The sequence below is a fragment of the Niveispirillum cyanobacteriorum genome, assembly GCF_002868735.1.
Lineage (GTDB): Bacteria > Pseudomonadota > Alphaproteobacteria > Azospirillales > Azospirillaceae > Niveispirillum > Niveispirillum cyanobacteriorum.
On the sequence record NZ_CP025611.1, the window covers coordinates 2,092,655 to 2,116,848 of the forward strand.

Annotated in this window: 24 protein-coding genes and 2 tRNA genes; 12 read left to right on the top strand and 14 right to left on the bottom strand. The window is 64.2% G+C overall.

Annotated elements, in window-relative coordinates; translation table 11 throughout:
* Window positions 1-119 precede the first annotated feature (119 nt).
* Window positions 120-755 carry a MarC family protein gene (locus C0V82_RS09630; RefSeq protein ID WP_102112154.1) on the top strand — a complete coding sequence of 212 codons (636 nt, stop codon included), beginning with the start codon at window positions 120-122 and terminating at the stop codon, window positions 753-755.
* Window positions 756-818: 63 nt separating this feature from the next.
* Here the strand turns inward: C0V82_RS09630 and grpE are convergent, their stop codons facing one another.
* Window positions 819-1,397, bottom strand: coding sequence for a nucleotide exchange factor GrpE (grpE, locus tag C0V82_RS09635; protein ID WP_102112155.1), 579 nt, complete (start codon window positions 1,395-1,397; stop codon window positions 819-821).
* A 127-nt stretch (window positions 1,398-1,524) separates the two neighbouring features.
* Window positions 1,525-2,562, bottom strand: coding sequence for a heat-inducible transcriptional repressor HrcA (gene hrcA / locus C0V82_RS09640; RefSeq protein WP_054166848.1), 1,038 nt, complete (start codon window positions 2,560-2,562; stop codon window positions 1,525-1,527).
* Between the two features lie 155 nt (window positions 2,563-2,717).
* Here hrcA and rph point away from each other — a divergent pair, with 155 nt between their 5' ends.
* The 4 genes from rph to C0V82_RS09660 all read left to right on the top strand — a co-directional run bounded on the left by rph (window position 2,718) and on the right by C0V82_RS09660 (window position 5,992).
* Window positions 2,718-3,437, top strand: coding sequence for a ribonuclease PH (rph, locus tag C0V82_RS09645; RefSeq protein ID WP_102113350.1), 720 nt, complete (start codon window positions 2,718-2,720; stop codon window positions 3,435-3,437).
* A 9-nt stretch (window positions 3,438-3,446) separates the two neighbouring features.
* Window positions 3,447-4,064: an RdgB/HAM1 family non-canonical purine NTP pyrophosphatase gene (gene rdgB / locus C0V82_RS09650; protein WP_102112156.1), complete on the top strand. Its 618-nt coding sequence runs from the start codon at window positions 3,447-3,449 to the stop codon at window positions 4,062-4,064.
* An 83-nt stretch (window positions 4,065-4,147) separates the two neighbouring features.
* Complete coding sequence (locus C0V82_RS09655; protein ID WP_102112157.1) at window positions 4,148-4,525, top strand: VOC family protein; 378 nt, start codon at window positions 4,148-4,150, stop codon at window positions 4,523-4,525.
* 189 nt (window positions 4,526-4,714) lie between these two features.
* Window positions 4,715-5,992, top strand: a complete 1,278-nt coding sequence (locus C0V82_RS09660; protein ID WP_158659838.1) for an MFS transporter — start codon at window positions 4,715-4,717, stop codon at window positions 5,990-5,992.
* A gap of 24 nt (window positions 5,993-6,016) precedes the next feature.
* Here C0V82_RS09660 and C0V82_RS09665 read toward each other — a convergent pair whose 3' ends face one another.
* Window positions 6,017-6,808, bottom strand: a complete 792-nt coding sequence (locus C0V82_RS09665; RefSeq protein ID WP_102112159.1) for a substrate-binding periplasmic protein — start codon at window positions 6,806-6,808, stop codon at window positions 6,017-6,019.
* 225 nt (window positions 6,809-7,033) lie between these two features.
* On the opposite strand from C0V82_RS09665, the gene C0V82_RS09670 reads away from it, so the two are divergent.
* The gene (locus C0V82_RS09670; RefSeq protein ID WP_102112160.1) at window positions 7,034-7,717 is read left to right on the top strand and encodes a RibD family protein; all 684 of its coding nucleotides are present in this window, start codon (window positions 7,034-7,036) and stop codon (window positions 7,715-7,717) included.
* Here C0V82_RS09670 and C0V82_RS09675 read toward each other — a convergent pair.
* Complete coding sequence (locus tag C0V82_RS09675) at window positions 7,704-8,030, bottom strand: hypothetical protein (RefSeq protein WP_158659839.1); 327 nt, start codon at window positions 8,028-8,030, stop codon at window positions 7,704-7,706. The two genes, C0V82_RS09670 and C0V82_RS09675, sit on opposite strands and share 14 nt — an antisense overlap.
* Before the next feature lie 92 nt (window positions 8,031-8,122).
* Window positions 8,123-8,689 carry a TrmH family RNA methyltransferase gene (locus C0V82_RS09680; RefSeq protein WP_054166856.1) on the bottom strand — a complete coding sequence of 189 codons (567 nt, stop codon included), beginning with the start codon at window positions 8,687-8,689 and terminating at the stop codon, window positions 8,123-8,125.
* Between the two features lie 73 nt (window positions 8,690-8,762).
* Here C0V82_RS09680 and C0V82_RS09685 point away from each other — a divergent pair, with 73 nt between their 5' ends.
* Complete coding sequence (locus tag C0V82_RS09685; protein ID WP_245924052.1) at window positions 8,763-9,890, top strand: asparaginase; 1,128 nt, start codon at window positions 8,763-8,765, stop codon at window positions 9,888-9,890.
* 18 nt (window positions 9,891-9,908) lie between these two features.
* Here the strand turns inward: C0V82_RS09685 and C0V82_RS09690 are convergent, their stop codons facing one another.
* Entirely contained in the window at window positions 9,909-10,970 is a 1,062-nt protein-coding gene (locus tag C0V82_RS09690) for a Fe(3+) ABC transporter substrate-binding protein (RefSeq protein ID WP_245924053.1), read from the bottom strand.
* Between the two features lie 236 nt (window positions 10,971-11,206).
* Between C0V82_RS09690 and C0V82_RS09695 the strand changes: the two genes are divergently transcribed.
* The 3 genes from C0V82_RS09695 (at window position 11,207) to C0V82_RS09705 (ending at window position 14,275) form a co-directional block, all read left to right on the top strand.
* The gene (locus C0V82_RS09695) at window positions 11,207-12,460 is read left to right on the top strand and encodes a DUF898 family protein (protein ID WP_102112163.1); all 1,254 of its coding nucleotides are present in this window, start codon (window positions 11,207-11,209) and stop codon (window positions 12,458-12,460) included.
* The gene (locus C0V82_RS09700) at window positions 12,457-13,587 is read left to right on the top strand and encodes a M48 family metallopeptidase (protein WP_102112164.1); all 1,131 of its coding nucleotides are present in this window, start codon (window positions 12,457-12,459) and stop codon (window positions 13,585-13,587) included. The genes C0V82_RS09695 and C0V82_RS09700 overlap by 4 nt, the downstream gene beginning before the upstream one ends.
* Before the next feature lie 103 nt (window positions 13,588-13,690).
* On the top strand, window positions 13,691-14,275 hold the full coding sequence (locus tag C0V82_RS09705; RefSeq protein ID WP_158659840.1) for a hypothetical protein: 585 nt from the start codon (window positions 13,691-13,693) through the stop codon (window positions 14,273-14,275).
* On the opposite strand, the gene gpt is transcribed toward C0V82_RS09705, so the two are convergent.
* Complete coding sequence (gene gpt, locus C0V82_RS09710; RefSeq protein ID WP_054166860.1) at window positions 14,250-14,735, bottom strand: xanthine phosphoribosyltransferase; 486 nt, start codon at window positions 14,733-14,735, stop codon at window positions 14,250-14,252. The two genes, C0V82_RS09705 and gpt, sit on opposite strands and share 26 nt — an antisense overlap.
* 181 nt (window positions 14,736-14,916) lie before the next feature.
* Between gpt and C0V82_RS09715 the strand changes: the two genes are divergently transcribed.
* Both C0V82_RS09715 and C0V82_RS09720 read left to right on the top strand, forming a co-directional pair.
* A tRNA-Arg gene (locus C0V82_RS09715) sits at window positions 14,917-14,993 on the top strand.
* A gap of 35 nt (window positions 14,994-15,028) precedes the next feature.
* Window positions 15,029-15,105 (top strand) — tRNA-Arg (locus tag C0V82_RS09720).
* A gap of 15 nt (window positions 15,106-15,120) precedes the next feature.
* Here the strand turns inward: C0V82_RS09720 and C0V82_RS09725 are convergent.
* From C0V82_RS09725 to C0V82_RS09755, 7 genes are all read right to left on the bottom strand, one after another.
* The gene (locus C0V82_RS09725) at window positions 15,121-16,164 is read right to left on the bottom strand and encodes an NAD(P)/FAD-dependent oxidoreductase (protein WP_158659841.1); all 1,044 of its coding nucleotides are present in this window, start codon (window positions 16,162-16,164) and stop codon (window positions 15,121-15,123) included.
* A 121-nt stretch (window positions 16,165-16,285) separates the two neighbouring features.
* The gene (locus tag C0V82_RS09730; RefSeq protein ID WP_102112167.1) at window positions 16,286-17,497 is read right to left on the bottom strand and encodes a cyanophycinase; all 1,212 of its coding nucleotides are present in this window, start codon (window positions 17,495-17,497) and stop codon (window positions 16,286-16,288) included.
* A gap of 92 nt (window positions 17,498-17,589) precedes the next feature.
* Entirely contained in the window at window positions 17,590-20,721 is a 3,132-nt protein-coding gene (locus tag C0V82_RS09735) for a TonB-dependent receptor domain-containing protein (protein ID WP_102112168.1), read from the bottom strand.
* 100 nt (window positions 20,722-20,821) lie between these two features.
* Window positions 20,822-21,604: an ABC transporter ATP-binding protein gene (locus C0V82_RS09740; protein ID WP_102112169.1), complete on the bottom strand. Its 783-nt coding sequence runs from the start codon at window positions 21,602-21,604 to the stop codon at window positions 20,822-20,824.
* Between the two features lie 8 nt (window positions 21,605-21,612).
* Window positions 21,613-22,728, bottom strand: coding sequence for a succinylglutamate desuccinylase/aspartoacylase family protein (locus C0V82_RS09745; RefSeq protein ID WP_102112170.1), 1,116 nt, complete (start codon window positions 22,726-22,728; stop codon window positions 21,613-21,615).
* A gap of 14 nt (window positions 22,729-22,742) precedes the next feature.
* On the bottom strand, window positions 22,743-23,444 hold the full coding sequence (locus tag C0V82_RS09750; RefSeq protein ID WP_199772390.1) for an ABC transporter permease: 702 nt from the start codon (window positions 23,442-23,444) through the stop codon (window positions 22,743-22,745).
* A complete protein-coding gene (locus tag C0V82_RS09755; RefSeq protein ID WP_199772391.1) occupies window positions 23,444-24,136 on the bottom strand; it encodes an ABC transporter permease in 693 nt (230 codons plus the stop codon). Before C0V82_RS09755 ends, C0V82_RS09750 begins: the two co-directional genes overlap by 1 nt.
* Window positions 24,137-24,194: the final 58 nt, after the last annotated feature.

Genomic DNA, 24,194 nt, shown 5'->3' on the forward strand with positions numbered 1-24,194 from the left:
GCAAGCGGAAGCGGACGGCAAGGTCACCACCCCCTTCCATTCCGCCCCGCCATCCGTGCTATGGTTCGGCCCACAATCCAACGCGCCCCGAAAACGGGGACATATAGCCGGACATCTCCATGGAAGCCTGGTCCGAGTATTCACGGTTCCTGATTGCGCTTTTCGCCATCCTGACCCCGTTTGCCGCCATCCCGATCTTTCTGGGCATGACGGAGGGACGTGGTGCCAGGGAACGCAATTCCATTGCCTTTTCCGCTGTCATGACGGTGGCGACGGTCCTGGTCAGTTCCGTCTTTCTGGGCGATGCCATCCTGACGGTGCTGGGTACCAGCCTGGCCAGTTTCCGGGTAGGCGGCGGTATCGTGCTGCTGCTGATCGCGCTGTCGCTGCTGAATGCTACCGTGTCGGGCGTGAAGCAGACGCCGCAGGAAGCGGACGAGGCTGGCACGCGTCAGGCCATCGGTGTGGTGCCGCTGGGCCTGCCCCTGCTGGCCGGTCCCGGCTCCATCTCTGCCGTCATCATCGAGGCGCAGCGTGGCGTGGGCTGGGAGCATTATGCGGTGCTGGTCGGCTGCATCCTGGCAGTCTGCGCCTTCCTGCTGCTGACCCTACGTCTGGCCGTGCCCATCGGCAACAAGCTGGGCCAGACCGGCCTGAACATCATGAACCGCCTGACCGGCCTGCTGCTGGCTGCGGTCGCGGTGGAGATCATCGCCGCCGGTCTGCGGGCTCTGTTCCCCGGCTGGATGACGTAAGCCGGCATCTTCTCCCTGCCAGGCCCGAACGGCGGATGGGAGGGAGAAGAACCGGTACGTCTATCAGGCGCTGGTATTTACATGGCCACCGACATCGCCCTTGGCGACGCCGACAATGGCTTCGCGCAGCAGGCGACCATGGATCGTGTAGCCGGCTTGCAGCACCTGAACCACGGTGCCGGCGGGTTTGCCGGTATTTTCGATCTCCATCATGATCTGATGGAAATTCGGATCGGCGGGGGTGCCCAGCGCCTCAACCTTGGCGATGCCGGCACGGTCGAAGGCGGCGATCAGCTGACGTTCGGTGGCTTCCACGCCGGTCAGCAGGTTACCCACGGCCTGATTCTCGGCCCGCACATCCTCGCCCACAGCCTCCACGGCGCGGCGCAGATTGTCGGCCACGGCCAGTAGTTCCTTGGCGAACTTGGCAACGGCGTATTTGGCGGTATCTTCCCGCTCGCGCTCGGCCCGGCGGCGGACATTCTCCGTCTCGGCCAGGGTGCGCAGCATCTGGTCCTTCAGGGACGCGACCTCTGCCTCCAATTGGGCGACGCGGGCCTCGGCACCGGCCTCGGTCGTGCCGGCCTGGGCGGCGGGCTCTGCACTGGGGTCGTTGTCGTGGGTGTTGATCGTGTCGGTCATCGCGGAACTTGCCCTTGGGAAATCTAGGGGGTGGGAAACGGCCCTCTGGTTTAGGCGGGATTGCGTCGCCTGTCGAGATGCCGCAACCCAGAAATAGGGTGCCATACCCCCAAACCACAAGGGGAGGTCACCCCATCAACCTGCCGATCAGCTTTGCCGTATAGTCGACCATTGGAATGATGCGGGCGTAATTGATGCGGGTCGGGCCGATCACGCCGATGGCGCCCACAATCTGTTCCTTGGTGTTGGCATAAGGGCTGACGATCATCGAACAGCCGGCATGGGAGAACAGGTCATTCTCCGCCCCGATAAAGATCTGTACCCCTTCCGCCTTGCCCGTTGCGTCCAGCATGCGCAGCATCTGTTCGCGCGTTTCCAGCGCCTCGAACAGGGTGCGGATGCGCTCCAGGTCGGAAATGGCGGTGACGTCCTCCAACAGCTTGGCCTGCCCACGCACGATCAGATAGCCCTGGCTGCCCCGCGCGCCGGACCATGTGGCAAGCCCCGTCTGCACCACCTTCTGCGTCAGGCTGTCCAACTGGGACTTCTGTTCCTCCAGCTCCTTCAGGATAAAGGCGCGAGCCTCGGCAAGGGTGCGGCCCACGACGCGGGCGTTCAGGTAATTGCTGGCCATCTGCAGCGCTGATGGCGGCAGACCGGTCGGCACCTCCACCACCCGGTTTTCCACCAGCCCGTCCTCAGTCACCAGCACCACCAGCGCCCGGCCCGGCGACAGGCTGACAAACTCGATATGTTTCAGGGGACGGTCCGTCTTGGGCGCCAGCACCAGACCGGCGCAGGATGACAGGCCCGACAGAAGGTTGGTGGCCTCTTCCAGCACCTCCGGCACTGACCGACCGCGGGCCGAACAGGTGGCCTCGATATCCTCCCGCTCCCGCTCCGTCAGGTCGCCCACCTCCAGCAGGCCGTTCACGAACATGCGCAGGCCGGCATCGGTGGGGATGCGACCTGCCGATGTGTGCGGAGAGATCAGCAGGCCCAGTTCCTCCAGATCCGCCATGACATTGCGGATGGTGGCGGGCGACAGAGTGGCCGTCAGGCGCCGCGACAGGGTGCGCGATCCCACCGGTTCGCCGGTCTGTACGTAGGCTTCCACGATATGGCGGAAAATCTCCCGCGACCGCTGGTTCAGCTCAGTGATCATGCCTTTCGCACCGGTCCCTTGCCGTTGCATTCGTTAAGAAGATTAGTCGGCGGCACCGGCCAAATCAATGGAGGGGAGACCATACCATGGCTGGACGCAGCCGCACCCCCATTGCTATGAGGATGGCCGGACACCCAAGGATAATGGAAGACATCATGACCCGCCCCTCTGGCCGTCTGGCCGATCAGCTTCGCCCTGTCAGCCTGGAGACCAATTTCTCCCGCCATGCGGAGGGGTCGTGTCTGGTGAAGTTCGGTGATACGCATGTGCTGTGCACCGCCAGCGTGGACGAAAAGGTCCCGCCGTTCCTGCGCGGCAAGGGCCAGGGCTGGGTGACGGCGGAATATGGCATGCTACCGCGTTCCACCCATACCCGCACCGACCGTGAGGCCGCCAAGGGCAAGCAGTCGGGCCGCACCCAGGAAATCCAACGCCTGATCGGCCGTTCCCTGCGTGCTGTCACCGACCTGAAGGCCATGGGCGAGGTGCAGATCAAGGTCGATTGCGACGTGATCCAGGCTGATGGCGGCACCCGCACGGCCAGCATTACCGGCGCTTACGTCGCCCTGCATCTGGCGTTTCAGCATCTGGTGCGGGTGGGCAGCATTTCCACCATCCCCCTGATCGATCAGGTGGCGGCCATTTCCTGCGGCATCTACAATGGCGTGCCCGTCCTGGACCTGGATTACCCGGAAGACAGCAATGCCGGCGCCGACGCCAATTTCGTGCTGACCGGTCGTGGCGGCATCGTGGAAATCCAGGGCACGGCAGAGGACAAGCCGTTCGAGGAGAGCGAGTTCATGGCCCTGATGGCCCTGGCCCGCAAAGGCATCGGTGAACTGACGGCGCTGCAGCGTCAGGCGCTGGGGCAGTAAGGAGCCGCCATGACCCATCCCCGCCTCTTCACCGGTGACACGCTGGTAATCGCCACGCATAACAAAGGCAAGGTGCCGGAGATTGCGGCGCTGTTGAAAGACCATGTTGCGAACTTCCCCAGTGCCGGGGAACTGGGGCTGGGGGAGCCGGAGGAGACGGAGACGACCTATATTGGCAATGCCGTGCTTAAGGCTCGGGCGGCGGCCATCGCGTCGGGCCTGCCGGCGCTGGCCGATGATAGCGGGCTGTCGGTGGACGGTCTTAATGGCGATCCCGGCGTCTATTCCGCACGCTGGGCCGGGCCGACCAAGGACTTCACCCTGGCCATGGACAAGGTGCGCGTGGCGCTGGACGCCTCAACCGACCGCAAGGGCGACCGTGCCGCCTTCATCTGTGCCCTGGCCCTGGCCTGGCCTGATGGGCATGTCGAGGCGGTGGAGGGCCGGTTTGAAGGGCGCCTGACTTTCCCGGCGCGTGGTGCGCGCGGCTTCGGCTATGATCCGATCTTTATCCCCGATGGCTATGACATCACCTGCGGGGAGATGGACCCGGACCTGAAACATGCCATCAGCCACCGCGCCGACGCCTTCGCCAAACTGAAGGCCCGCTGTTTCCATACGGGCTGAAAAGGGACTCGGATTCATTAGAATGTTCTGGTATTGTTCCTATCATCCTGCCGGCTGTGGTGGGGCATGATCTGGGGGAAACAATGATCGGATATGTAACGCTGGGGACGAATGACCTGGCGCGCGGTGCCGCCTTCTATGATGCCATCGCCAAGGAACTGGGCACCGGTCGCATGATGGAATTCCCGACGGGCATTGCCTGGGGCAATCCCAATGGCGGGGCCGGCGTGGCGCTGATGAAGCCGTTTGACGGCAACGCCGCCAGCGTCGGCAACGGCGTCATGGTGGCGTTTGAGGCCAAGGACAAGGACCAGGTCCACCGCCTTTATGATATCGCCATGTCGCAGGGCGGCACCTGCGAAGGCCCGCCGGGCCCGCGCGGCGACAATTTCTATGCCGCCTATTTCCGGGATCTGGATGGCAACAAGCTGAACGCCTTTGTGATGACGGGTCCGATCTGATGTGGCGCGGGCCGCGCATGGGTGAAAACCATGGGCGGCCCGCTGCTCTGGACCCTTCTTCGAGCAGGCCTTGTTGCGCGTGATGCCGCCGGGGGCAAATTCACGGGGTCCGGCATATTTGGCGGGCATTGTTCGATAGACGGACAGCCCGCATGGCATTATCAAGGTCCCACCATATGCAACCTGCCGATGGTGGAGCCGCCCCTGTCCTCCCTGCCCGTGCAAGAACGCCGCATCGCCTGGCTGATGACGGCGGTACAGTTCGTCAGCGTCCTGTCCTTCATGGTGGTCATGCCGCTGGGCCCGGACTATGCGATGGATCTGGGCATTGATACGGCGCGGGTCGGGTGGGTCCTGGCCGCCTACACGATCTCCTCCTCTATCATCGGCCTGCTGGCCGCCATGGTGCTGGACCGGTTCGACAGGCGGCCCGCCCTAGGCATCTGCATGGTGGGGCTGGTGCTGTGCAATGTGGCAGCCGCTCTGTCCGTCGATCTCTGGTCACTGCTGGCTGCACGGGGACTGGCCGGTCTGTTTGGCGGCCCCGCAGGGGCCCTGTCGGTGGCCATAGTGGCCGACAATGTCCCGGCGGAAAGACGTGGCAAGGCCATGGGCATGGTCATGGGGTCGCTGTCGCTCAGCGCTGTGCTGGGTATTCCGGCGGCGCTTGAGCTATCGCACCTGTTCGGCTGGCGTGTGCCCTTCCTGGTGGTGGCAGGGCTGGGGCTTGTCATCGTCCTGATCGCGCTGCGCCTGCTGGGACCGCAACGCATGCATATGACAACTCCATCCGCCCCCCTGCGGGAGGCACCGGCACATCTGTTGCGGGTGGCGCGTGGAACCTTGCCGGCACTGGCCTTCGCCCTGTCTTTCATCGCCATCGTGCCCAGCTTCATGCTGATCACCAACATGGCCGTCTTCGTGCAGTTCAATCTGGGTTTCCCGCGTGAACAGCTGGGCCTGCTGTACATGATCGGCGGGGTTTTGAGTTTTTTTGGAATGCGGGTGACCGGGGTGCTGGTTGACCGCTATGGGTCGGCGCCGGTCACGACCGGTACGGCCCTGGGCCTAGCCACCCTGATCTGGCTGCTCTACTATGATTGGTACTGGGCGGCACTACCCGTTGTGGCCTTGGTGCCCGGCTTCATGGTCTTCAACAGCGCGCGCATGGTGGCGCAGAGTGCGGCTGTGTCCAAGGTGCCGGCCCCTGCCGATCGCGCCGGCTTCATGGCACTGACCCAGTCCGTGACACAGGTGGCCGGCGGTCTGGCGGCCCTGGCAGGATCGGCCATGCTGACCACCGGTGCCAAGGGGGAACTGCTTCATATTGAGAATGTTGCCCTGGTTTCCCTGGTCATCACCCTACTGGCCCCTCCGCTGATCTGGGCCCTGGAACGCCGTCTACCCCGGAATGCCGATGTCAGCCACCGCGTGAAGGCGATGGTGAAGGGCAGTTCCGGGGGATAGGCCGGGCCTCCAGCGGGCCAAAGCTTACTGCCAGTCCTTCACGCCATACTTGTCCAGGATGGCCGTCAGCTGCCCGCTCTTGCGCAGCTCTGCCACCTTGGCATCAATCAGCTTGGCATAGGCGGCGCTGTTGGGATCCTTGGGCGACAAGCCGATGGATACGCTCGTCTGCTGCCCCAGCGCGTGATAGTTGAACAGGTTGCGATAACCCTTCGATTCCAGAAGGAAGTCGATGACATTGCTGTCCTCGACCATGGCGTCGATCTTGCCGTCGATCAGCATATTGACCAGATCCTCGGTCACATTGTCGCCCGAGACCTGCACAATGTTGGGGGAACCCTTGTTGGCGTCGATGAAGGCGTTCACTTCCGTGCTGTAGAAGTAATCCTTGATCGATCCGAAACGCACGGCCTTCAGCGCGTCCAGGTTCGTCACCTTGAAATCCTTGGTCTCCTTGCCCTTGCGGATGACCAGGGTGGGGCGGGATGTACCAAGGCTGAGGCCTGGATAAATCATGCCCGGCGCTTCTTCCTTGGTGGCACCAACCGCACCTGTGGCGGTACCGGCGGTCACCGCGGCCAAGGCATCGGTCCAGGGCATCAGCTGGTAATCAACCTTGTGCCCTGCCGGCTCTAATGCTGCGCGTGCGATTTCGATCAAGTAGCCGGGCCGGTTGCCCGGCTCGCAGTTATAAGGGCACCAGCTATCCGCCCGCAGCTTCACCTCACCCGCCACCGCCGGCAGGGAAAGGGTCGCCACCGAAAAGGCCAATAGGGCCATCGCACCGACTCTGCCAAAAATGCGCCGCATCATCATACCCCGTTCATTCGGCTTAAAATTTAGGCATGGGTGGTAATAAGCGGGATCGGCCCTGTCAATTCATGCGACCCTGACCAAACGGATTGCAGATACGCGCGCTGGGACTGTCAAAATTCAGTCACGGAACCTTTAATCCTTTGGCTTGTTTAAAAATACCGCGGGACTAGACACGGCCCTGTCACCGCCCCACCCTTATGCACAGCAACGCGGGGAAAGCGACGCATGGAACGGGTGCACCTGTCGGTCTGCATGTCACTGGACGGCCATATCGATACTGACGCGGGTCAGCGGCTGGTGCTGTCCTCCGAGGAGGATTGCCGGGACATGCATGCGGTTCGAGCCGATTGCGATGCCATACTGGTGGGGGCAGGTACGGTCCGGCGGGATCAGCCGCGTCTGACCGTACGCTATCCAGACCTGCTGGCCGCACGGCGCGAACGCGGCATGCCCGATCATCCGGTCAAGGTGGTGGTGACGCGCGGCGGGCAAGGGCTGGAACCTGATGCAAACTTCTTTCAGCAGGGCGGCCCCGTCATTGTTTTGTGTACAGAATCCGCCCTGCCCGACCTTCGCGCGCGGCTGTCATCGGTAGCACAGGTCGTGGGAATGGAGCAGGAGGGCGTGGCCACCATCCTGTCACGCCTGTCGGGCCTGGGTGTCCGGCGGCTGATGGTGGAAGGGGGATGTCAGGTTCTGACGCAATTCCTGGCCGCCGGTGCTTTCCACCGGCTGCGGGTGGCGGTAGCTCCCTTCATGCTGGGCCGGGCCGGCGCCCCAAGGCTGGCGGGTCCCGGGCCTTTCCTGCATGGGCCGGACAATCGTCTGCGCATCCTGTCGACACGCACGCTGGGCAATATCGCCGTGATTGATATGGAAAACCCGGACCCGAACCTTAATTACCGCTGAACGTATCGCGCAGGCGCGGCGCGTTCTGCACCTGATCGCGCGCGGCGGAACGGTCATTGGGGCCTGTCATGGCACCACCGGCGGCAAAGACCTGATCGCCACGCGGCTGGGCCGGAAGCTCCTTGCCGAACATGGCATGCAGGCGCTGATATTCCTTCTGATGGTATTCCTGCGCTTCCTGGAAGTCGGGCTCCCCGTTGCGCGGTGCGGTCACGATCACCTCGTCCATCATTTCCGGCTGCGGCTTGGCATTCTGGGCGGCGGCAGTGCCGGCCAGGGCCAGAAGCAGCAGGGACAGGACAGGGATACGCATGCAAGCAAACATGGCGGGCCTCATGATCGATAAACCCAACATATCATAAATGGGTGGCCGACGCCTTTGTTCCCACCTGCACGGAAGATGGCTCACTCCCACCCGCCCAGCAATGGGCGCATGCGCAGGCTTTCCTTGTTCCGCACCCGCACCTTACCATGCACATGGTCGGGCACGGCATCGCGCGGGCCGCCCACGCGCACCGGCCGTTCGGCAAAGCGGCCCAGGCTGATCATGCGGTCATAGGTGACGATGGCGGCGGCGACCGAGACATTGACGCAGAACTTGGTCGGGATCTTCACGACATGATCACAGCGGGCCAGCATGGCCGCCGACAGGTTGCCCCGTTCCGGCCCAAACACATAGGCGGCACGCAGCGGGTGGCGGAAACTAGGCAGTTCCGCCGCATCATCGGTCAGTTCGCACCCGACCAGCTGGCAGCCCTCCGGCAGGGCCATCTCTCCGATCGACCCCCAGCCATAATAGGGCACATGATCGACCCCGCCCGACGTGTCAGTGACGCGCAGTTCGTTCATGTCGACCACAGCATTCACAGAGAAGACAAAGCTGGCGCCGAACGCGTGGCCCGTCCGCATGATGGTGCCGAGATTGCCGGATTTGCTGATGCCTTCGGCGCCGAGGGCGAAATAGCCGCGCATGATGACCTGATGCCTGGGAATGATGGGATTTGCGGCGACTCCTTGCATGGAAAGGGCTGCCGGGGCAAGGTGCGTGCCCCCATCCCTCGCCTGCGCGCCGGTCATGCCCGATCCCAACCCGCCCCATATCCACGGCCCCGGCTGTGGTCACCACCATCACGAACTTGGCCTCACGGACGGCGTGGCGGTACGCCTGCCCGATGACAGCGCCAATCCCATCCTGATCCAGGTGACACGCGGCGGGCTGGTGGAGAGCATCCATCGCGGCCGGGCGGTGGTGGTGGGTGCCGATGGCCATGTCCTGGCCAGTTTCGGCGATGTGAAGGCCATCACCTTCCCCCGGTCTGCCAACAAGGCGTTGCAAGCCCTGCCGCTTGTGGAAACCGGCGCCGCCGATGCCTTCGGCCTGGGCAGTGAGGAATTGGCATTGGCCTGTTCCAGCCATGATGGCGAACCGATCCACACGACCCGCGTGGCCGCCTGGCTATCGCGTATCGGCCTGACGCAAGACCACCTGGAATGCGGCTGCCATGCCCCCTATTCCGTCCCGACCTGGGAGGCGATGCTACGCCGGGGGGAGGAACCGACGACCCTGCACAATAATTGTTCGGGCAAACATGCCGGCATGGTTACCACCGCCCTGCACAGGGGGGAGGCCATCCGTGGCTACGTGAATTATCAGCACCGGGTGCAGCAGCGTATCCTGGGCGTCATGGAGCAGGTAACGGCACAGGATTTGACGGGCGCACCCTGGGGTATCGATGGCTGCTCCATCCCCACTATCGGTTTGCCATTGGAAGCGCTGGCCTTTGGCATGGCCCGCATGGCCGACCCCCAAGACCTGCCGTCGGCCCGTGCCGACGCGGCGCAGCGCCTGCTGGACGCCTGGGGTGCGCACCCTGAACTCGTGAGCGGGACCGAAGGGTTCGACACGCTGTTCATGCAGACGGTCGGCAGCCGCATCCTGTCCAAGGCCGGAGCAGAGGGGGTCAGTGTCGGGGTGATCCCGGAGCAAGGGATCGCCATCGCGGTGAAGATTGATGATGGCGCCAAACGGGCAGCCGGTCCCGCGATGGCCGCCGTGCTGCGCCGGCTGGGGATGCTGAGCGATGCCGACTGGGCGGCGTTACAACCACTGGTCAATCCGGCCCTGCGCAACCGGGCAGGCGTAAAGGTAGGGGCGGTGGAGGCGGGGTTCTAACCCCGCCTCCATCAGTGCTTACTTCCACCCAGCGCGGTCCATGATCTTCAGCGCTTCGGCATTATTCTGGCCATAGACGCTGGCGTTCAGGCTGTCGCGCTTGAAGTCGCCCCAGGCGGCGACCACCGGGTGGGATGGGATACCGGCCACCACGGGGAATTCATAGTTGGCCTCGGCGAAGATTTTCTGCGCTTCTGGGGTGGCCAGGAATTCCAGGAACTTCACGGCTGTGTCACGGTTCGGGGCGTACTTGGCGATGCCGGCGCCGGAAATGTTCACATGCGCGCCGCGGTCCTTCTGGTTGGGGAAGAACAGGCCCACCTTCTGCGCCGCCGCCTTCTCCGTCGGGTTACTGGAATTCAGCATGCGGGCGAAATAATAGGTGTTGGAGATGGCGACATCCCCCTCACCCGCCGCCACGGCCTTGATCTGGTCGATATCGCCGCCCTGCGGCTTGCGCGCGAAATTGGCGGCCATGCCCTTGGCCCAGGCTTCGGTCTTCTCCGCGCCATGGGCGGCCAGGATCGAACCGGTCAGCGACTGGTTATAGACATTGGTGGAAGACCGGACCAGCAGGCGGCCCTTCCATTTCGGATCAGCCAGATCCTCATAGGTCGACAGGTCCGACGGCTTCACGCTGTCCTTGTTATAGATGATGACGCGGGCCCGCGCCGACAGGCCGAACCAATAGCCATCCTTCTCCCGATATTCCGCCGGTACCGCCTTCTCCAGCACAGCACTCTTCACCGGCTGCAATACCCCGGCATCCTGTGCCCGCCACAAACGGCCTGCATCCACGGCCAGCAGGACGTCGGCGGGGCTGTTACGCCCTTCGGCCTTCAGGCGCTCGATCAGTTCATCATCCTTGCCTTCGATGACATTGATCTGAATGCCCGTCTCCTTCTCAAACGCGGCATAGAGCAGCTTGTCGGCATCGTAATGGCGAGACGAATAGATATTCACCTCTGCCGCGCCCGCGGCCAGGGTCGGCAGCGACAGCAGTGCGGCGCCCAGGCCGACGCAAGCCGCCTGGCGGGTCAGGGTGCGCAGCAGGGTACGGCGGGCGAACATCTTCATCATCGGCTCCTGGTATGGCTGGGCCATCGGCGGTTAAATCCGCCCGATATGTCGGCCCGCCTCCGCCACCTGTCAAGATGCCAATGAGAGCGATTCGCAAATCAAGTGGAATGTCGGCGTGGGGTGACCATCGCATACCTCTGTATGGCACTGAAATAATTGATTAATTCCCTCTGCGACAGCTTGCCGCGCCTTGACGGAAACCATACTCTGCGGTTGCAACCAATCGGGGGGATGAATTGACCAGCCTGCCTTTGAGCGACGAACCCACCACGCCCGGCAGCGACGGGACGCCACCCAGCAGCGACTGGCTGCAAGTGAATATCGACCGGGGTTCCCTGATCGCGCTGCTGCTGCTGAACACCTTCCTGACAATCATCACGCTGGGCATTTACCGGTTCTGGGGCCGCACCAAGGTGCGCCAGCGCCTGTGGTCCGCCGTCACCCTGCGCGGCGACCGGCTCACCTATACCGGTACCGGCAAGGAACTGTTTGTGGGCTTTCTGGTGGCGCTGGTCGTGCTCTTGCCGTTCATGGGCATTGTTGTGCTGCTGAACAGCCTGATCCCGCCGACGGCATTTTTGCAGCATCTGGCGATGCAGGTCGCCATCGGCCTGGGTGCCGGTCTGCTGGGCCTGATGGCGCTTTATTTCGCCCGCCGCTACCTGCTGACCCGAACGCAATGGCGGGGAATCCATGGTGGGCAGGATCAGGTGTTGGGCCCGTACATGGCGGTGCATCTGAAAGCCTATATCCCTTCCCTGCTGACCGGCGGTTTGATCCAGCCCTGGGCGGACGCCAAGACCTACAATTACCGGCAAAGCATCAGTTGGTTTGGGACGGCCCGTTTTGGTGCTGCCGCAAAGCCGGATGCGCTATGGCACATCTGGATTCCTGCCTGGCTGCTGCTGGTGGTGGGCTATGCGACCATGATCGCCCTGACCCTGCCGCTGACGGAGTGGACCGAAGCTGCGCAGACCGCACAGGCTGCCGGTCTGGCGCCGCCACCCCGGCCCGATATCAACCTGCCCGGCATCTTTGCCTGTTTCGGGGCGGTCGTGGTCGGTTTGGGCCTCTGGTTTGCCTATACAGTGCGCCGCACCGTGGTGTTTCTGGGCGCAACCTGGCTGGACGACATGCGCTTGGACCTGCCTGTGGGCTGGCGTCAGGTGGTGCATGTGCCGATCATGGCCTTTGTCTTTTCCGTTGTGTCCTACCTTGTCATCATCGGGGCGGCGGGGGTGGTTGGGACCATTTTCGGCAAGTCGTTGAACATCGCCGCCTTTGTGGTCGTTCTGACCTTTGTGATGCTGGCGCTGATCAACATCCTGTCGGTCGGCTGGGTGCAGGTGGAAATGCTGCGGATCATCGGCCTGCATCTTCGTCTGCATAATGTCGGCATCCTGGATGATATCCTGAACCGTGGTCAGCCGGCTCCGACCCGGGGTGAAGGGCTGGCCGATGCCATCGGCGATATCGGGATTGGCGGGTGACCTTGATCGACGCCACATATGAAGATCGGCGCACGGGCCGCACCCTGCCGGTCCAGCTCGATTTTCAGCACCCATTCCTGATCATCCATCGGGAAGGGGGCACTGAACTGGATCGCTGGAACTGGCGCGATGTGGCGCCGGTGCCCGGGCCCTTCTCCGATGACCGGCTGCGCCTGGGCCTGTCCGCTGATGCGCATGCCGTGCTGGCCGTGGCGGATGGCGACCGGCTGCTGACCCTGGCCCATGGGGCAGGCATGGTGCAGCCGGCCCATCGGGAACACCGGACGCGGCGGGAGATACCGCTTTACGTCTGGATCGGCGGGGCCGTTCTGTCGCTGGTCATCATGCTGCGCGTCGTGCTGCCGGCCCTGGCCAGCACCCTTGCCCCGCATGTGCCGGACTGGCTGCAGGCCCGGATCGGGGATCAGGTGCAGATCCTGGCCACCGCCTTTCTGACGCGGGAGGGCGGGAACCGCCACTGCGCAGCCGCCGGCGGACGGGAGGCTCTGTTGAAGCTGGCCGGGCGGCTGCCCGACAGTCAGGGCCTGCGCCTGCACATCATCGACAGTGACCTGCCCAATGCCTTTGCCCTGCCCGGCGGTCATGTCAGCGTCACAACAGCCCTGATGGATAGGGCGGAAGGGCCCGATGCCGTCCTGGGCGTTCTGGGGCACGAAATGGGGCACCTGCATCACGGCCATTCCATGGAACGGGTGATGCGCTACGGCCTCAGTTCCGCCCTGATCTCCATGGTGGTGGGAGATGTAGGCGGCGGTGTGCTGGCCGTGGGGGTCAGTCAGATGGTCGAATCGGAATTCAGCCGAGATCAGGAACGCCAAGCCGACCAATTTGCGCTGGATGCGCTGCGCCACGCCCGCGTGTCGCCCGCCGGCCTGTCCAAACTGTTCGCCGCGATCCGGGACGAGCATCCGGAGGCCGATGGCATACTGGCCGAATGGATGGGTAGCCACCCCACCCTGACGGAACGGATCGCCGCGCTGGACCGCGCCGCCGCCAGCACCCGTACACAGGGCGAGACACTGAGCGGCGAGGAATGGGCAGCCCTGCGGGCCATCTGCAAACAACTCGACCCGACTCTCCCCGCATCCGCCGCGAAGCCGGACTAAACCGAGGCATCCACCTCGACGGCTTCCCCGTTTTCTGTCTTGCAATTAAGAACGATTCGCAATAGCGTCATCGCTATCAAATCGGATGGCGTCGGAGGCGGTGATGAACGAGATGGCATTATGGTGGCCGGACCTGGCAGCCGGCGCAGCGCAAGCGGGGCCGGAACAACCGGATGGCGCGCATATGGAGCGTGTGCGCCTGCTGGCCGGGTTACAGGAAGGGGGGACCGTCTTCACCCTGTCGCGGGGTGAACAGCTTCTGCTCTGGTCGGCACGGCGCTGGCGCCATGGCCGCTTCCGCTGGGATCAGGTGGAGATGGAGTTTCAGCGCCTGCTGCCCGAAGGCTGGCAGGACGCGGTCATCGCCTGGGAAGAGGTGATGGAACTGCTGCATCAATATCCGGCGGGTCGGCCCGATATCGGCAATGGCTGCCGCTCGGCCCTGTCGACCGACGAACGGGCGCTGCTGACCCTGGTGTCGCTGTTGCAGCGCGGGGCGCGGGGCCGGCCATCGGCGGCCTGGCTGTTGTCCCACCTTGTATCACCCGCACGTCAGCGGGATGTGGCCGCACCGCTGCTGGCGCTGGCCACTACTTTCCTGCTGGGAGGGGTGGAACTGCCGTTGCGCAGCCCCGCCCCGCCACACACAGGTCAAACCAAACTCACCGTTCGATCTGCAGGTAGCTGACAGGCAGCAGATCCCACGGGAAATAGATCCAGGTATCCTGGCTGACCTCAGTGATGAAGGTATCGACCAGGGGACGGCCCGCCGGCTTGGCATAGATGGTGGCGAAATGCGCGTTGGGCAGCAGCTTGCGCACATAGGCGGCCGTCTTGCCGGTATCGACCAGATCATCGATCAGCAGCCAGTCCTTGCCGCCATCCGTAACCGCATCTGCAGCCTTCAGCACGCGGATTTCGCCCTGGGTCTGGTGGTCATAGCTCTTGACCGAGATGGTCTCCACGACCCGGATATCCAGCTCGCGGGCGATGATGGCCGCCGGAACCAGACCGCCACGCGTGATGGCGATGATACCCTTCCACTTGGTATGATCGGCCAGACGCCAGGCCAGTGCCTTGGCATTGCGGTGCAGCTCTTCCCAGGTGACGGGGAAATTCTTGTCGGGGTTCTGGATCTTGTTGGTCAAGGCGGGCCTGCTATCATGGGTTTCGGGCAGGAATAGCCGATGCCGGGGCGGACGGCAATCACGTCAGATCGGCGTTGCACACAAGCCCCACAAAATCCCGTTGCAATCCCCATCCGCATCGGATACAAGCGCCACCTCACCGGACGGCACCCCTAACCGGGTACCGGAAATCGGAAAATGCGCGCCCGTAGCTCAGCTGGATAGAGCACCAGACTACGAATCTGGGGGTCAGAGGTTCGAATCCTTTCGGGCGCGCCATTCCGAATTCATCCAGACCGGTCGATCATGGCGATGCGCCCGTAGCTCAGCTGGATAGAGCACCAGACTACGAATCTGGGGGTCAGAGGTTCGAATCCTTTCGGGCGCGCCATTTTCCTCATACAAACTATATGCTTCGTGTCGCTTCACTGGCGGCCATATGGTTACTCGTTCCTGCGCACCCGGACATCGCCAGCACGGCATCCGCGATTTGTGCGCCGGACAGGAAGGCGACCTCTACGCGCCCCTGACGAACCCAATCCCCGCACAGCGCGATGCGGCTCTTGGTATCGATCAGCGGATGATCCTGGCGGACGGGGTCGCTGTTCGCGTGCGGCCAGTGGTGAAGGGCGGCAAAGCGGGACCGCACTGGATGCCCACAGAGATCGGATAGCGCGTTCAACAGTGCCGCTTGGATATCCGCCGGGGGTTGGCCCTGCTTAGCGTCGGCCCAGGCATTAGCAGCCAAGGCGACAATGCCGGGCGGTCCATGATGTCCCGGTCGTGACTCCGTGACCGAAACCCAACTGATCGGTGCATCTTTCACCAGGGCGGCGTCAAATCCGGGATCAATGGCATCGTCCAGACCCACCATCAGGGCATAACAGGATCTCATCACCGCGGCATCGGCATAGGGGCGCAGAACGCTGTCGGCGGGCAGCAGATGCCGGGCGGCGGGTGCCGGCAGAGCCAGGATGACCAAGCCAAAAGGTCCTTGATCGGAGCCGTCATTCAGGGTCAGCCAAGTGCCCTCCGTGGTCCGCCGCAGACCTGTAGCCGGGCATCCCAAGCGCAGATCCAGGCCTGCCGACCAGCCGGCAACAATGGCGTCCATGCCGGCGACCCCGACATAGTGACCTGAAGCTGCGGTCCATTGCCGGCGCGTGGCGATGGCACCACCACGCACCTCCACAAATCGCGCAGGCCAGGGGGCGACCAGCCCCTGCTGCTCCAACTGTCGTACCGCTGACATGAACCGGGGGTGACGGGGTTTGAAGAACTGGGCACCATGATCAAAGGCGTGATCACCGACGCGGCATGTGGCCAGCCGTCCCCCGGCAACAGCCGCTGCTTCGAAAAGGATTGTCGGCAGGTGAGGCGACAACAGACGCGCCGCTGTCAGACCCGCGATACCGGCACCGACAATGGCGACAGGCTGTCCTTCATCCAAGGCCGTCCTGCACATATCCGGCACTCTACCCACTCCCCTGCCCACGCCACCAGCGTACAAGGATATGGGGCACTGCGGCCCGGGGGCCAGCCCATCACCGGACAGCGGGGACGGGATCAGGTCAGGGACGAAGGGGACTGAACAGGGGATCGGCCATGCGCACGGGGGTGATGTCAATGGTGAGATTCAGGACCGTGATGCCATCACCGGCCCAGCCCCGGCTGTTGGCGTTGCGGGTCAGCAGCATGCGGAAGGCTGGGCGGGTGGCGGGGGTTGCGGCATCGAATGCCAGACCTGTGGCCTCCCCCTTCCGGCTTTCCAGGACCTGCGCCATCAGCCGGCCGAACTGCCAGGGGGCCAGGATATCGCCCGTCGCCAGGGTCGCAGGCAATTCGGGATCGGGTTCGAAACCGGGACTGGTCGGCAGGATCGGGGCATCGGCGCGCGCGGAACCTGGCGTCACGTCACCAGTGGCAAGATCCATCTGGTCGCCATCGCGCAGCAGAGACAGCACACTCCCAGTCTGCTCGAAGGGCCAGCCGGGTACCCGGCGGGCGGTGCGCGTATCGATCACGACCACGCCGCTGGCGCCCACCACCTCTGCCGTCTTGCGTTCGCGGATAATGATGGCGGTATTTTCATCCACGCCCAGACCGCGTGTATAGCCGGCGGAGTCCATGGCGACCAGGGTGCGGGCGAAGCGACCGCGCGCCAGAAAATGCTGATCCACGAACCAGTCGGGGCCGATGAACCCCAGTCCCGGCCCCAGGGTACGGCCCGCGATGGGGCCGGTAGCCAGCAGGTCAAGCGTTTCGGGCGCGTCCTTGATCATGGTGGCGGACATGATGGCGGCCCCGGCGGAAGAGCCGGCGATGACGGCGCCCCTGGCGTGGGCCGTGCGGATGGCGGCCAAAAGCGGCGTGTCGGTTCCGTCGGCGCGCAGCAGAGCGGCGGTGTAGCGCGACTGATCCCCGCCCACCAGGAAGAAGCCGCCGGCATGGCGGGCGCGGTCGATCCAAACGGGATCGGTCACGATGTCCGCAGCAGGCCGATCAAAGCCCTTCTCGGCCAGCGGCAGCAGGATGGCATTGGCGCCAAGGCCACGCAGATGCTCCACAATGCGCCCACCGCTGCCCACGGGATCGCCGCTGCCGGTCGGCAGGACCAGGATCGTCGCCCCCTTGCCGCCGGCCAGGTCCACCAGCCGGGGCCAGCCGGGGTTATCCAACCGGAAATCGCCACCGGCGATCAGCAGCGATCCCTTCACCTGTTCCGTCCAGGCAGGCAGGGCGGTCGCCAGAATTGCAAGCATACAAAGGACAAGGCGGCGCATGGGGACGTCCGTGCGTGGGAGATGAAACGAAAAGGCGGTCTTGCGGGAAATGTGCCCCTCCCGCAAGACCGCGTCAGCGCTCAACCGCCGGATCAGAAGACCAGACGGGTGCGCAGATAGTAGGACCGGCCGATGGCGGAAGCCGGACGGCCAATATCGCCATAGAACTGACCCTTGTTAGTCAGGTTGTTGACGCCGGCGGTGACCCGCACCTCTTCGGTCACCTGATAGGACACGGCCGCGTCATGCACCCAGGCGGCAGGCGCATAGGCCTGAACGAAGGTGCTGGCCGTTTCCGTTTCCACGCCCGTCAGGGTCTGGCGCGACTGGTAGAAGCCGTACCAGCTGACGCTCCAGACATCGTCGCTCCAGGTGACGCTGGGGTTCAGGTTCCATTCGGGGAACAGACGCTCACCCAGCGCATTGTTGGCGGCTGCCGTGTTGCTGGGGGTCTGGAAGGTCCGGTTCTTTTCGTTCCAGGTGCCCGTCAGGCCCAGTGTGACGCGGCCATTTTCACCCAACCCGATCTCCTCCAAATCCACGGGATAGACCAGATCGAAATCGATACCGCTGGCTTCGAACCGGGCGAAATTGATCGTCGTCTGGTTCAGGGAATTGACAGCCAGGAAGGTGGGCGAGGTGCTGGTACGGTTACGACCCACCTGCGAGCAGAAGGGATTATCCCGGCTGGGCGCGTCATAGCAGGCGTTCAGGATGTTCTGGCCGGTGACCTGGCTGATCGCATCCTCGATCTTGATGTTCCAGTAGTCGACGGCCAGCGAGAAGCGGGGCAGGAAGCTGGGCGTCAGCACCGCACCGACCGTGTAGCTGGTGGAGGTTTCCGGGTCCAGGTCCGGGTTGCCGCCGGTAAAGCCCGGTACGCGGGCGGTGCGGGTGTCCAGCCAGCCATTGGGGATGCCGTCAGCGGCGCAATTGGCGCGACGGTTGGCCGGGTTGGGGCCAGTGCCGATCTGACCAGCATCGCAGGGATCGACGACCGAGAACAGGGTGGACGAACGCGGGGCAAACAGTTCCTGAATGTTGGGCGCGCGGATGGTGCGGGAATAGCCGCCACGGGCGCGGATATCCTTCACCGGCGCATAGACGCCGCCCACCTTCCAGGTATTCACGCCACCCACCGTGCTGTAATCGCCATAACGATAGGCACCGTCCAGCGACAGCAGCTCCACCCCCGGCAGATCGGCCAGCAGCGGGGCGTTCAGTTCGACAAAGCCTTCGGTGACGTCAAAGCCGCCGACCACGTTCTGACGACCGCCACGGTCGGTATAGTTCAGACGCTCCCATTCGGTCACTTCAAAGCGGCTGTCTTCCTTGCGATGTTCCAGACCTGCCGCAAAACCGATGGGACCGCCGGGCAGGGCCAGGGTTTCGCCCAGATCGCCGGTGACACTGGCGTTCCAGACCTGCTGCTTGATGGTGGACTTCACCGGATTGTCATAGGTGACGAAATCCTGTGCGGCTTCCGAAGGCGCACCCAGACCAAACAGGTTCAAGGGTTTGCACGAACCATCGCCGGCCTTGAACGTGTTGTAACCGGACCAGGAGAAGACCGGGAAGTCCGATACCGACGGGACCGAGGTGGGGTTCAGGTCCGACCGGCAAACGATCTGGCCATTGGGCGCGCGCACCGCGTCGATGGCGGCGAAGAACCGGTCGTTCAGGCGGGTCGGGCGCTTGTCGGTGGCGTCGGTGCGACCGTAATTATAGGACGCCTCATAGGCCCAGCCATTGTCCAATTCGCCTTCGAAGCCCAGCACGCCGCGATAGGTGTCGCGGGTGTTGCGGACGACGGGATCGACCACATCGGCATGGTCGCGGGTGATGATGAACTGGTAGGTGTTGGCCAGCGCCGGTTCCGCCGCGATCTGAGCATTGGCGATGTCGCGCAGCTGCTGCGGGATGAAGGGATTGTCCAGCTTGATGCGGATGCTGTCGTCGAAGGTGCGGATGCTTTCGACCTGACGGCTGGTGTTGCGGACGTACTTGGCCTCCACGAACGGCTTGAAGTAGGGGCTGACTTCATAGCGGGCGTTCAGGTTGGCCGTCTGCGTGGACAGGTCACCCACCAGGGTGGCGCGGTCCAGATAATCGGGCGTGCCATCGCCACCGAACTGATCATTATTGGCGAATATGCCGTCCTGGAACGGGCGAATGCGGCCCGTGGCGGGATCGATGACCAGACAGCCATAGCCACGGCGCCCCGGATAGTTCTGCACGCAGTCGCGTACGCCGTTGCTGTCCAGGTCGATGTTCGGCGCACGGCTGTTGGTGCCCGACACGGGGAAGCCCGTGCCGCGCGGGTCAAAGCCAATAATGCCGTAGATCGAAGACAGGCCGAAACGCTGGTTCGTTCCGAAGGTGCGGGCCTTTGCATTCGTGGCGCGGGCGATCAGGGTCTGGCCGGCAATGGCCTGATTGGCGGTGGACAGCGACAGAATGCGGGTGCCCGCCGTGACGCCCGCGGCGCGCAGGGCCGGGGTCAGGTCCGTTTCCTGAATGAACAGGTCGGGATTGGCCGTGTCATCGGCGATGCCATTGCCGCGCGACCATTTGCGGTCACCAAATTCCAGCGGTTTCTGATCCACCGACGACAGGGACAGGGTGATGTTGCCCTTGCCGTCGTCGAAATTGCGGCCAATGGTGGCGGCAACATAGCGGCGGTCGGCATCGCCCTTTTCCGACAGGCCATATTGCGCCGTCAGGTCCTGGCCCTCGAAATCCTTCTTCAGGACAAAATTGACCACACCGGTCACGGCGTCGGAGCCATAGACGGCAGACGCACCGCCGGTCAGCACATCGACGCGTTCGACCAGGGCCGACGGGATGGTGGAGATGTCCACCGACGCCTCACCGGCGATGCCGGCCACATGGCGGCGGCCATTGACCAGCACCAGGGTGCGGGCGGCCCCCAGGCCACGCAGATTGGCGGTGGGGACGGGCGAGGCCGAGGAGAGCTGGTCGGACGACCTTGTGTTCTGCAGGGCCGGCAGGCGGCTCAGCGCGTCGGAAATGCTGGTGATGCCGCGTGAGGACAGTTCCGCCTCGCCCAGGGCCGTGACGGGCACGGGGCTCTGTTCGGCGGGCCGCGCAATGCGCGATCCGGTCACAACAATCTCTTCCAGCAGGCCGCTATCCTGCGCGATGGCGGGGCTGGCCAGCAGGGCCAGCGCGGTTGTGGTGGCCAGCAGATGCTTGGTGTTCATGGTGAAGTCCCTCAACTGAAGTCTCCCGAGTGTCTGAATGGGGCTGCCCGTTTGCCGGGTCTCGCGCCCAGGGTGGTTTTAGGTGGCGTTTCGGACGGGTTCAGGCGTGGCCGGCGCGGTGCAGGCTGCTGGCCAGGAAGGTGCGCAGGCGGTCGCTCTGCGGGTTGGTCATCAGGTCGGCGGGCGCGCCCTGCTCCTCAATCCGGCCCTTGTGCAGGAAGACAAGCTGACTGCCGACATCGCGGGCGAAGGCCATTTCGTGGGTCACGACCACCATGGTCCGCCCCTCCTCGGCCAGGCCGCGCATGACACGCAGCACCTCGCCCACCAGTTCGGGGTCGAGCGCGCTGGTCGGCTCATCGAACAGCATCACGTCGGGTTCCATGGCCAGCGCGCGGGCAATGGCCACGCGCTGCTGTTCGCCGCCCGACAGATGGGCCGGATAGGCATCACGCCGGTGCAGGACACCGACACGGGCCAGATAATGCTCGGCCCGCTCTATCGCCTCTGCCTTGGACAGGCCGTTGACCCGGATCGGCGCCTCGATGACGTTGCGCAGAACCGTCATGTGGCCCCACAGGTTGAACTGCTGGAACACCATCGACAGTCGCGCACGCAGGCGGCGCAGTTGGGCGGGGTCGGTTGGGGACAGTTCGCCGGTACGGTCGGGGCGCAGGGCCAGCGTTTCGCCAGCCACCGTCAGGCGCCCGGCATTGGGCCGTTCCAGCAGATTCAGACAGCGCAGCAGGGTGCTTTTCCCCGATCCCGATGCGCCAATCAGGGCGATGACATCGCCAGCCTGAGCTTGAAGCGAGACATCATGCAGCACATCGATGCTGCCGTAACGTTTGGCGATATTGTCGGCTTGCAGCTTGATTTCCATGGGATGACTCACGGGCTCAACAGGTTGCCGGAACGGCGCAGGCGGGTGCCGGCCAGCTTGCCCAGACGGTTGCCGGGGAAGGCCATGCGGGTGGCGATACGGGCGAACAGCAGGCCACCACCCTGACTGGCGACGGGGACCGCTTGACCGGTAACGGGATCAATGATGTCCGCCACGATCTCCCCCGCCTCCACCGCGGCACCCAGCGGGCGGCGATAGACCAGGACGCCGGCGGCCGGGGCTGTCAGCGGCTCCACCGCTTCCAGCGGGGTCGGCTGACACAAGGCCGGCGGCAGATCGGGAACAGCGCCGGTCACAGCCCCGGCATGGATCAGGAACGCCACCAGTGCCCTTGCATCGCGGTCGGCGAGATCATGGTCGACATCGGCCTGACCACGCAGTTCCACCGTGACTGACCGGCAGGCCAACGGGATCGGGTATTGGGGGAACCGCTGGCGCAGCACAGCCCAGGGGCGGCTCACCGCCTCGTCAAACGGGTGGTCACCGCTTTCATCGGCGGTCAACAGTGCCTGGGACCCCAGCAGCCGGGACAGCGGCTCTACCTCTTCAGCCAGCGGCGTAAGAGTATAGAGATGCATCACGGCCTCATGGTCGCAATGCAGGTCCAGCACCCAATCGGCCCCTACCGCCAGCGACATCAGCAGCACCTTCAGATGCTGGGCGGGCGATTGCGGGCGCATCTCCGACAGGGCATCGGCCAGGGCGGCCCGGATCAGGGCGGTGTTGCTGGCGGCATCATCGCCCAGCCGGCCCTGCACCCGCGCGGTGGCCGCCGGGACCAGCCAGGGGAAATCGCGGTTGAAATTGCGCCCATCGGTCAGGTCGAACCGGCCCAGCATGTCGCCCAGTACGGCCTGGGAGAGGCCGATCGGGTTGGCGATGGGGACCAGCACCACCTCGCCCACCAGCTTGCCCTCGGCCTCCAGCCGGGTCAGGTGGCGGCGCAGCTTGTCGGCCACCAGCATGGCGGGGATTTCATCAGCATGCAGGCTGGCCTGGATATGCACACGGGGGCGTCCGCCGGGGGTGCCAAAGCGCTGCACCGTCACGGTACGGTGGGTGCCTTGCGTCGTGCCGGGCAGGGACAGGGTTTCAGATCGCACGATGGTGCCGCTCCTCAAGAGGCGCCGGCCGGGCGCGCCAGATGCCGCAGCAGGCGGCGCTCCAGCAGCCGGAACAGGCCGGTGATGCACAGGGTCAGGGCGAGATAGAACAGGGCCGCCGTGCCGAACGCTTCCACCGCCAACAAGGTGTTGGCATGGACGTCGCGGGCCACGCGGGTGATCTCCACCAAGGTCACCGCACTGGCGATGGAGGTGGCGTGCATCAGCATCACCAGCTCATTGCCATATTGCGGCAGGGCGCGGCGGACGGCGCCGGGGATCAGGATGCGGGTGTAGATGTCAAAGCCCGTCATGCCCAGGCTGCGCGCTGCCTCCACCTCTCCCGCCGGGGTGGCGCGCAAGGCACCAGCCAGCATTTCGGTCGTGTAGGCAGCCGTGTTCAGCGTGAAAGCGATCCAGGCGCAGAACCAGGGCTCACGCAGCAGCGGCCACAGGCTGCTTTCCCGGACCAGATCGAACTGTGCCAGTCCGAAATAGACCATGAAAAGCTGCACCAGCAGCGGTGTGCCGCGCAGCACATAGGTGAACAGGAAGACGGGCCGCGACAGGAACGGGTTGGCCGACACCCGCGCCACCGCCAGCGGCAGCGACAGCGACAGACCGGCGGCCGCAGAGGCCAGCAGCAGCAGGATCGTGACGCGAGCCCCGTCCAGGAAGGCCGGCAGATTGTCCTGGATAATCTGAAGATCGATCATCACAGCACCGCCTTGCGCACGCCGAGCGAGAAGCGCTTTTCAACCTGGCCAAGCGCCAAGATCGATACCGTCGTCACCGCCAGATAAATGGCCGCGACGGCGGCATAGAAGGTGAAGGGCTGGGCCGTGGCGGCGGTCGCTAGGCTGGCGCGGTGGACCATGTCATCCAGACCGATGATCGACACCAGGGCCGAGGCCTTGACCATGACCAGCCAGTTATTGGCAAAACCGGGGATGGCGTGGCGGATCATCTGCGGCAGGGTGATGTGCCAGAGGACCTGAAACCCGCTCATCCCATAAGCCAGCCCGGCTTCGGCCTGTCCCTTAGGGATCGCCAGGAAGGCGCCCCGGAAGGTTTCCGTCAGATAGGCGCCATAGATGAAGCCCAGGGTCAGGCTGCCGGCCAGGAACGGATCGATATCAATATAGTCCCAGCCCAGACGCAGGCCGATATCATTGACCAGCGCCTGACCGCCATAGAACAGGGCCAGCATCAGCACCAGATCGGGAATGGAGCGGATCAGTGTGGTGTAGGTACCGGCAACAGCCTGTGCCCCACGCTCCGACGACAGCTTGGCCAGCGCGCCGGCCAACCCGAACAGTGAAGCGATGCTGAGCGACACCAACGACACCGATAATGTCGTCAGCAAGCCGTCAAGCAGGATGGGCAGATACTCGATCAGCATGGGCATGCAACCGGCGTTCACCCCCGGCAGGGCCGGGGATGGGAGGGAGGGGCAGTGGTGGAAA

Bases quoted from the DNA above. Each gene is read 5' to 3' on its own strand.
- C0V82_RS09630 (WP_102112154.1), top strand. From the start codon at position 120: ATGGAAGCCTGGTCCGAGTATTCACGGTTCCTGATTGCGCTTTTCGCC.
- grpE (WP_102112155.1), bottom strand. From the start codon at position 1,397: ATGACCGACACGATCAACACCCACGACAACGACCCCAGTGCAGAGCCC.
- hrcA (WP_054166848.1), bottom strand. From the start codon at position 2,562: ATGATCACTGAGCTGAACCAGCGGTCGCGGGAGATTTTCCGCCATATC.
- rph (WP_102113350.1), top strand. From the start codon at position 2,718: ATGACCCGCCCCTCTGGCCGTCTGGCCGATCAGCTTCGCCCTGTCAGC.
- rdgB (WP_102112156.1), top strand. From the start codon at position 3,447: ATGACCCATCCCCGCCTCTTCACCGGTGACACGCTGGTAATCGCCACG.
- C0V82_RS09655 (WP_102112157.1), top strand. From the start codon at position 4,148: ATGATCGGATATGTAACGCTGGGGACGAATGACCTGGCGCGCGGTGCC.
- C0V82_RS09660 (WP_158659838.1), top strand. From the start codon at position 4,715: ATGGTGGAGCCGCCCCTGTCCTCCCTGCCCGTGCAAGAACGCCGCATC.
- C0V82_RS09665 (WP_102112159.1), bottom strand. From the start codon at position 6,808: ATGATGATGCGGCGCATTTTTGGCAGAGTCGGTGCGATGGCCCTATTG.
- C0V82_RS09670 (WP_102112160.1), top strand. From the start codon at position 7,034: ATGGAACGGGTGCACCTGTCGGTCTGCATGTCACTGGACGGCCATATC.
- C0V82_RS09675 (WP_158659839.1), bottom strand. From the start codon at position 8,030: ATGCGTATCCCTGTCCTGTCCCTGCTGCTTCTGGCCCTGGCCGGCACT.
- C0V82_RS09680 (WP_054166856.1), bottom strand. From the start codon at position 8,689: ATGCGCGGCTATTTCGCCCTCGGCGCCGAAGGCATCAGCAAATCCGGC.
- C0V82_RS09690 (WP_245924053.1), bottom strand. From the start codon at position 10,970: ATGATGAAGATGTTCGCCCGCCGTACCCTGCTGCGCACCCTGACCCGC.
- C0V82_RS09705 (WP_158659840.1), top strand. From the start codon at position 13,691: ATGAACGAGATGGCATTATGGTGGCCGGACCTGGCAGCCGGCGCAGCG.
- C0V82_RS09730 (WP_102112167.1), bottom strand. From the start codon at position 17,497: ATGCGCCGCCTTGTCCTTTGTATGCTTGCAATTCTGGCGACCGCCCTG.
- C0V82_RS09735 (WP_102112168.1), bottom strand. From the start codon at position 20,721: ATGAACACCAAGCATCTGCTGGCCACCACAACCGCGCTGGCCCTGCTG.
- C0V82_RS09740 (WP_102112169.1), bottom strand. From the start codon at position 21,604: ATGGAAATCAAGCTGCAAGCCGACAATATCGCCAAACGTTACGGCAGC.
- C0V82_RS09750 (WP_199772390.1), bottom strand. From the start codon at position 23,444: ATGATCGATCTTCAGATTATCCAGGACAATCTGCCGGCCTTCCTGGAC.
- C0V82_RS09755 (WP_199772391.1), bottom strand. From the start codon at position 24,136: ATGCCCATGCTGATCGAGTATCTGCCCATCCTGCTTGACGGCTTGCTG.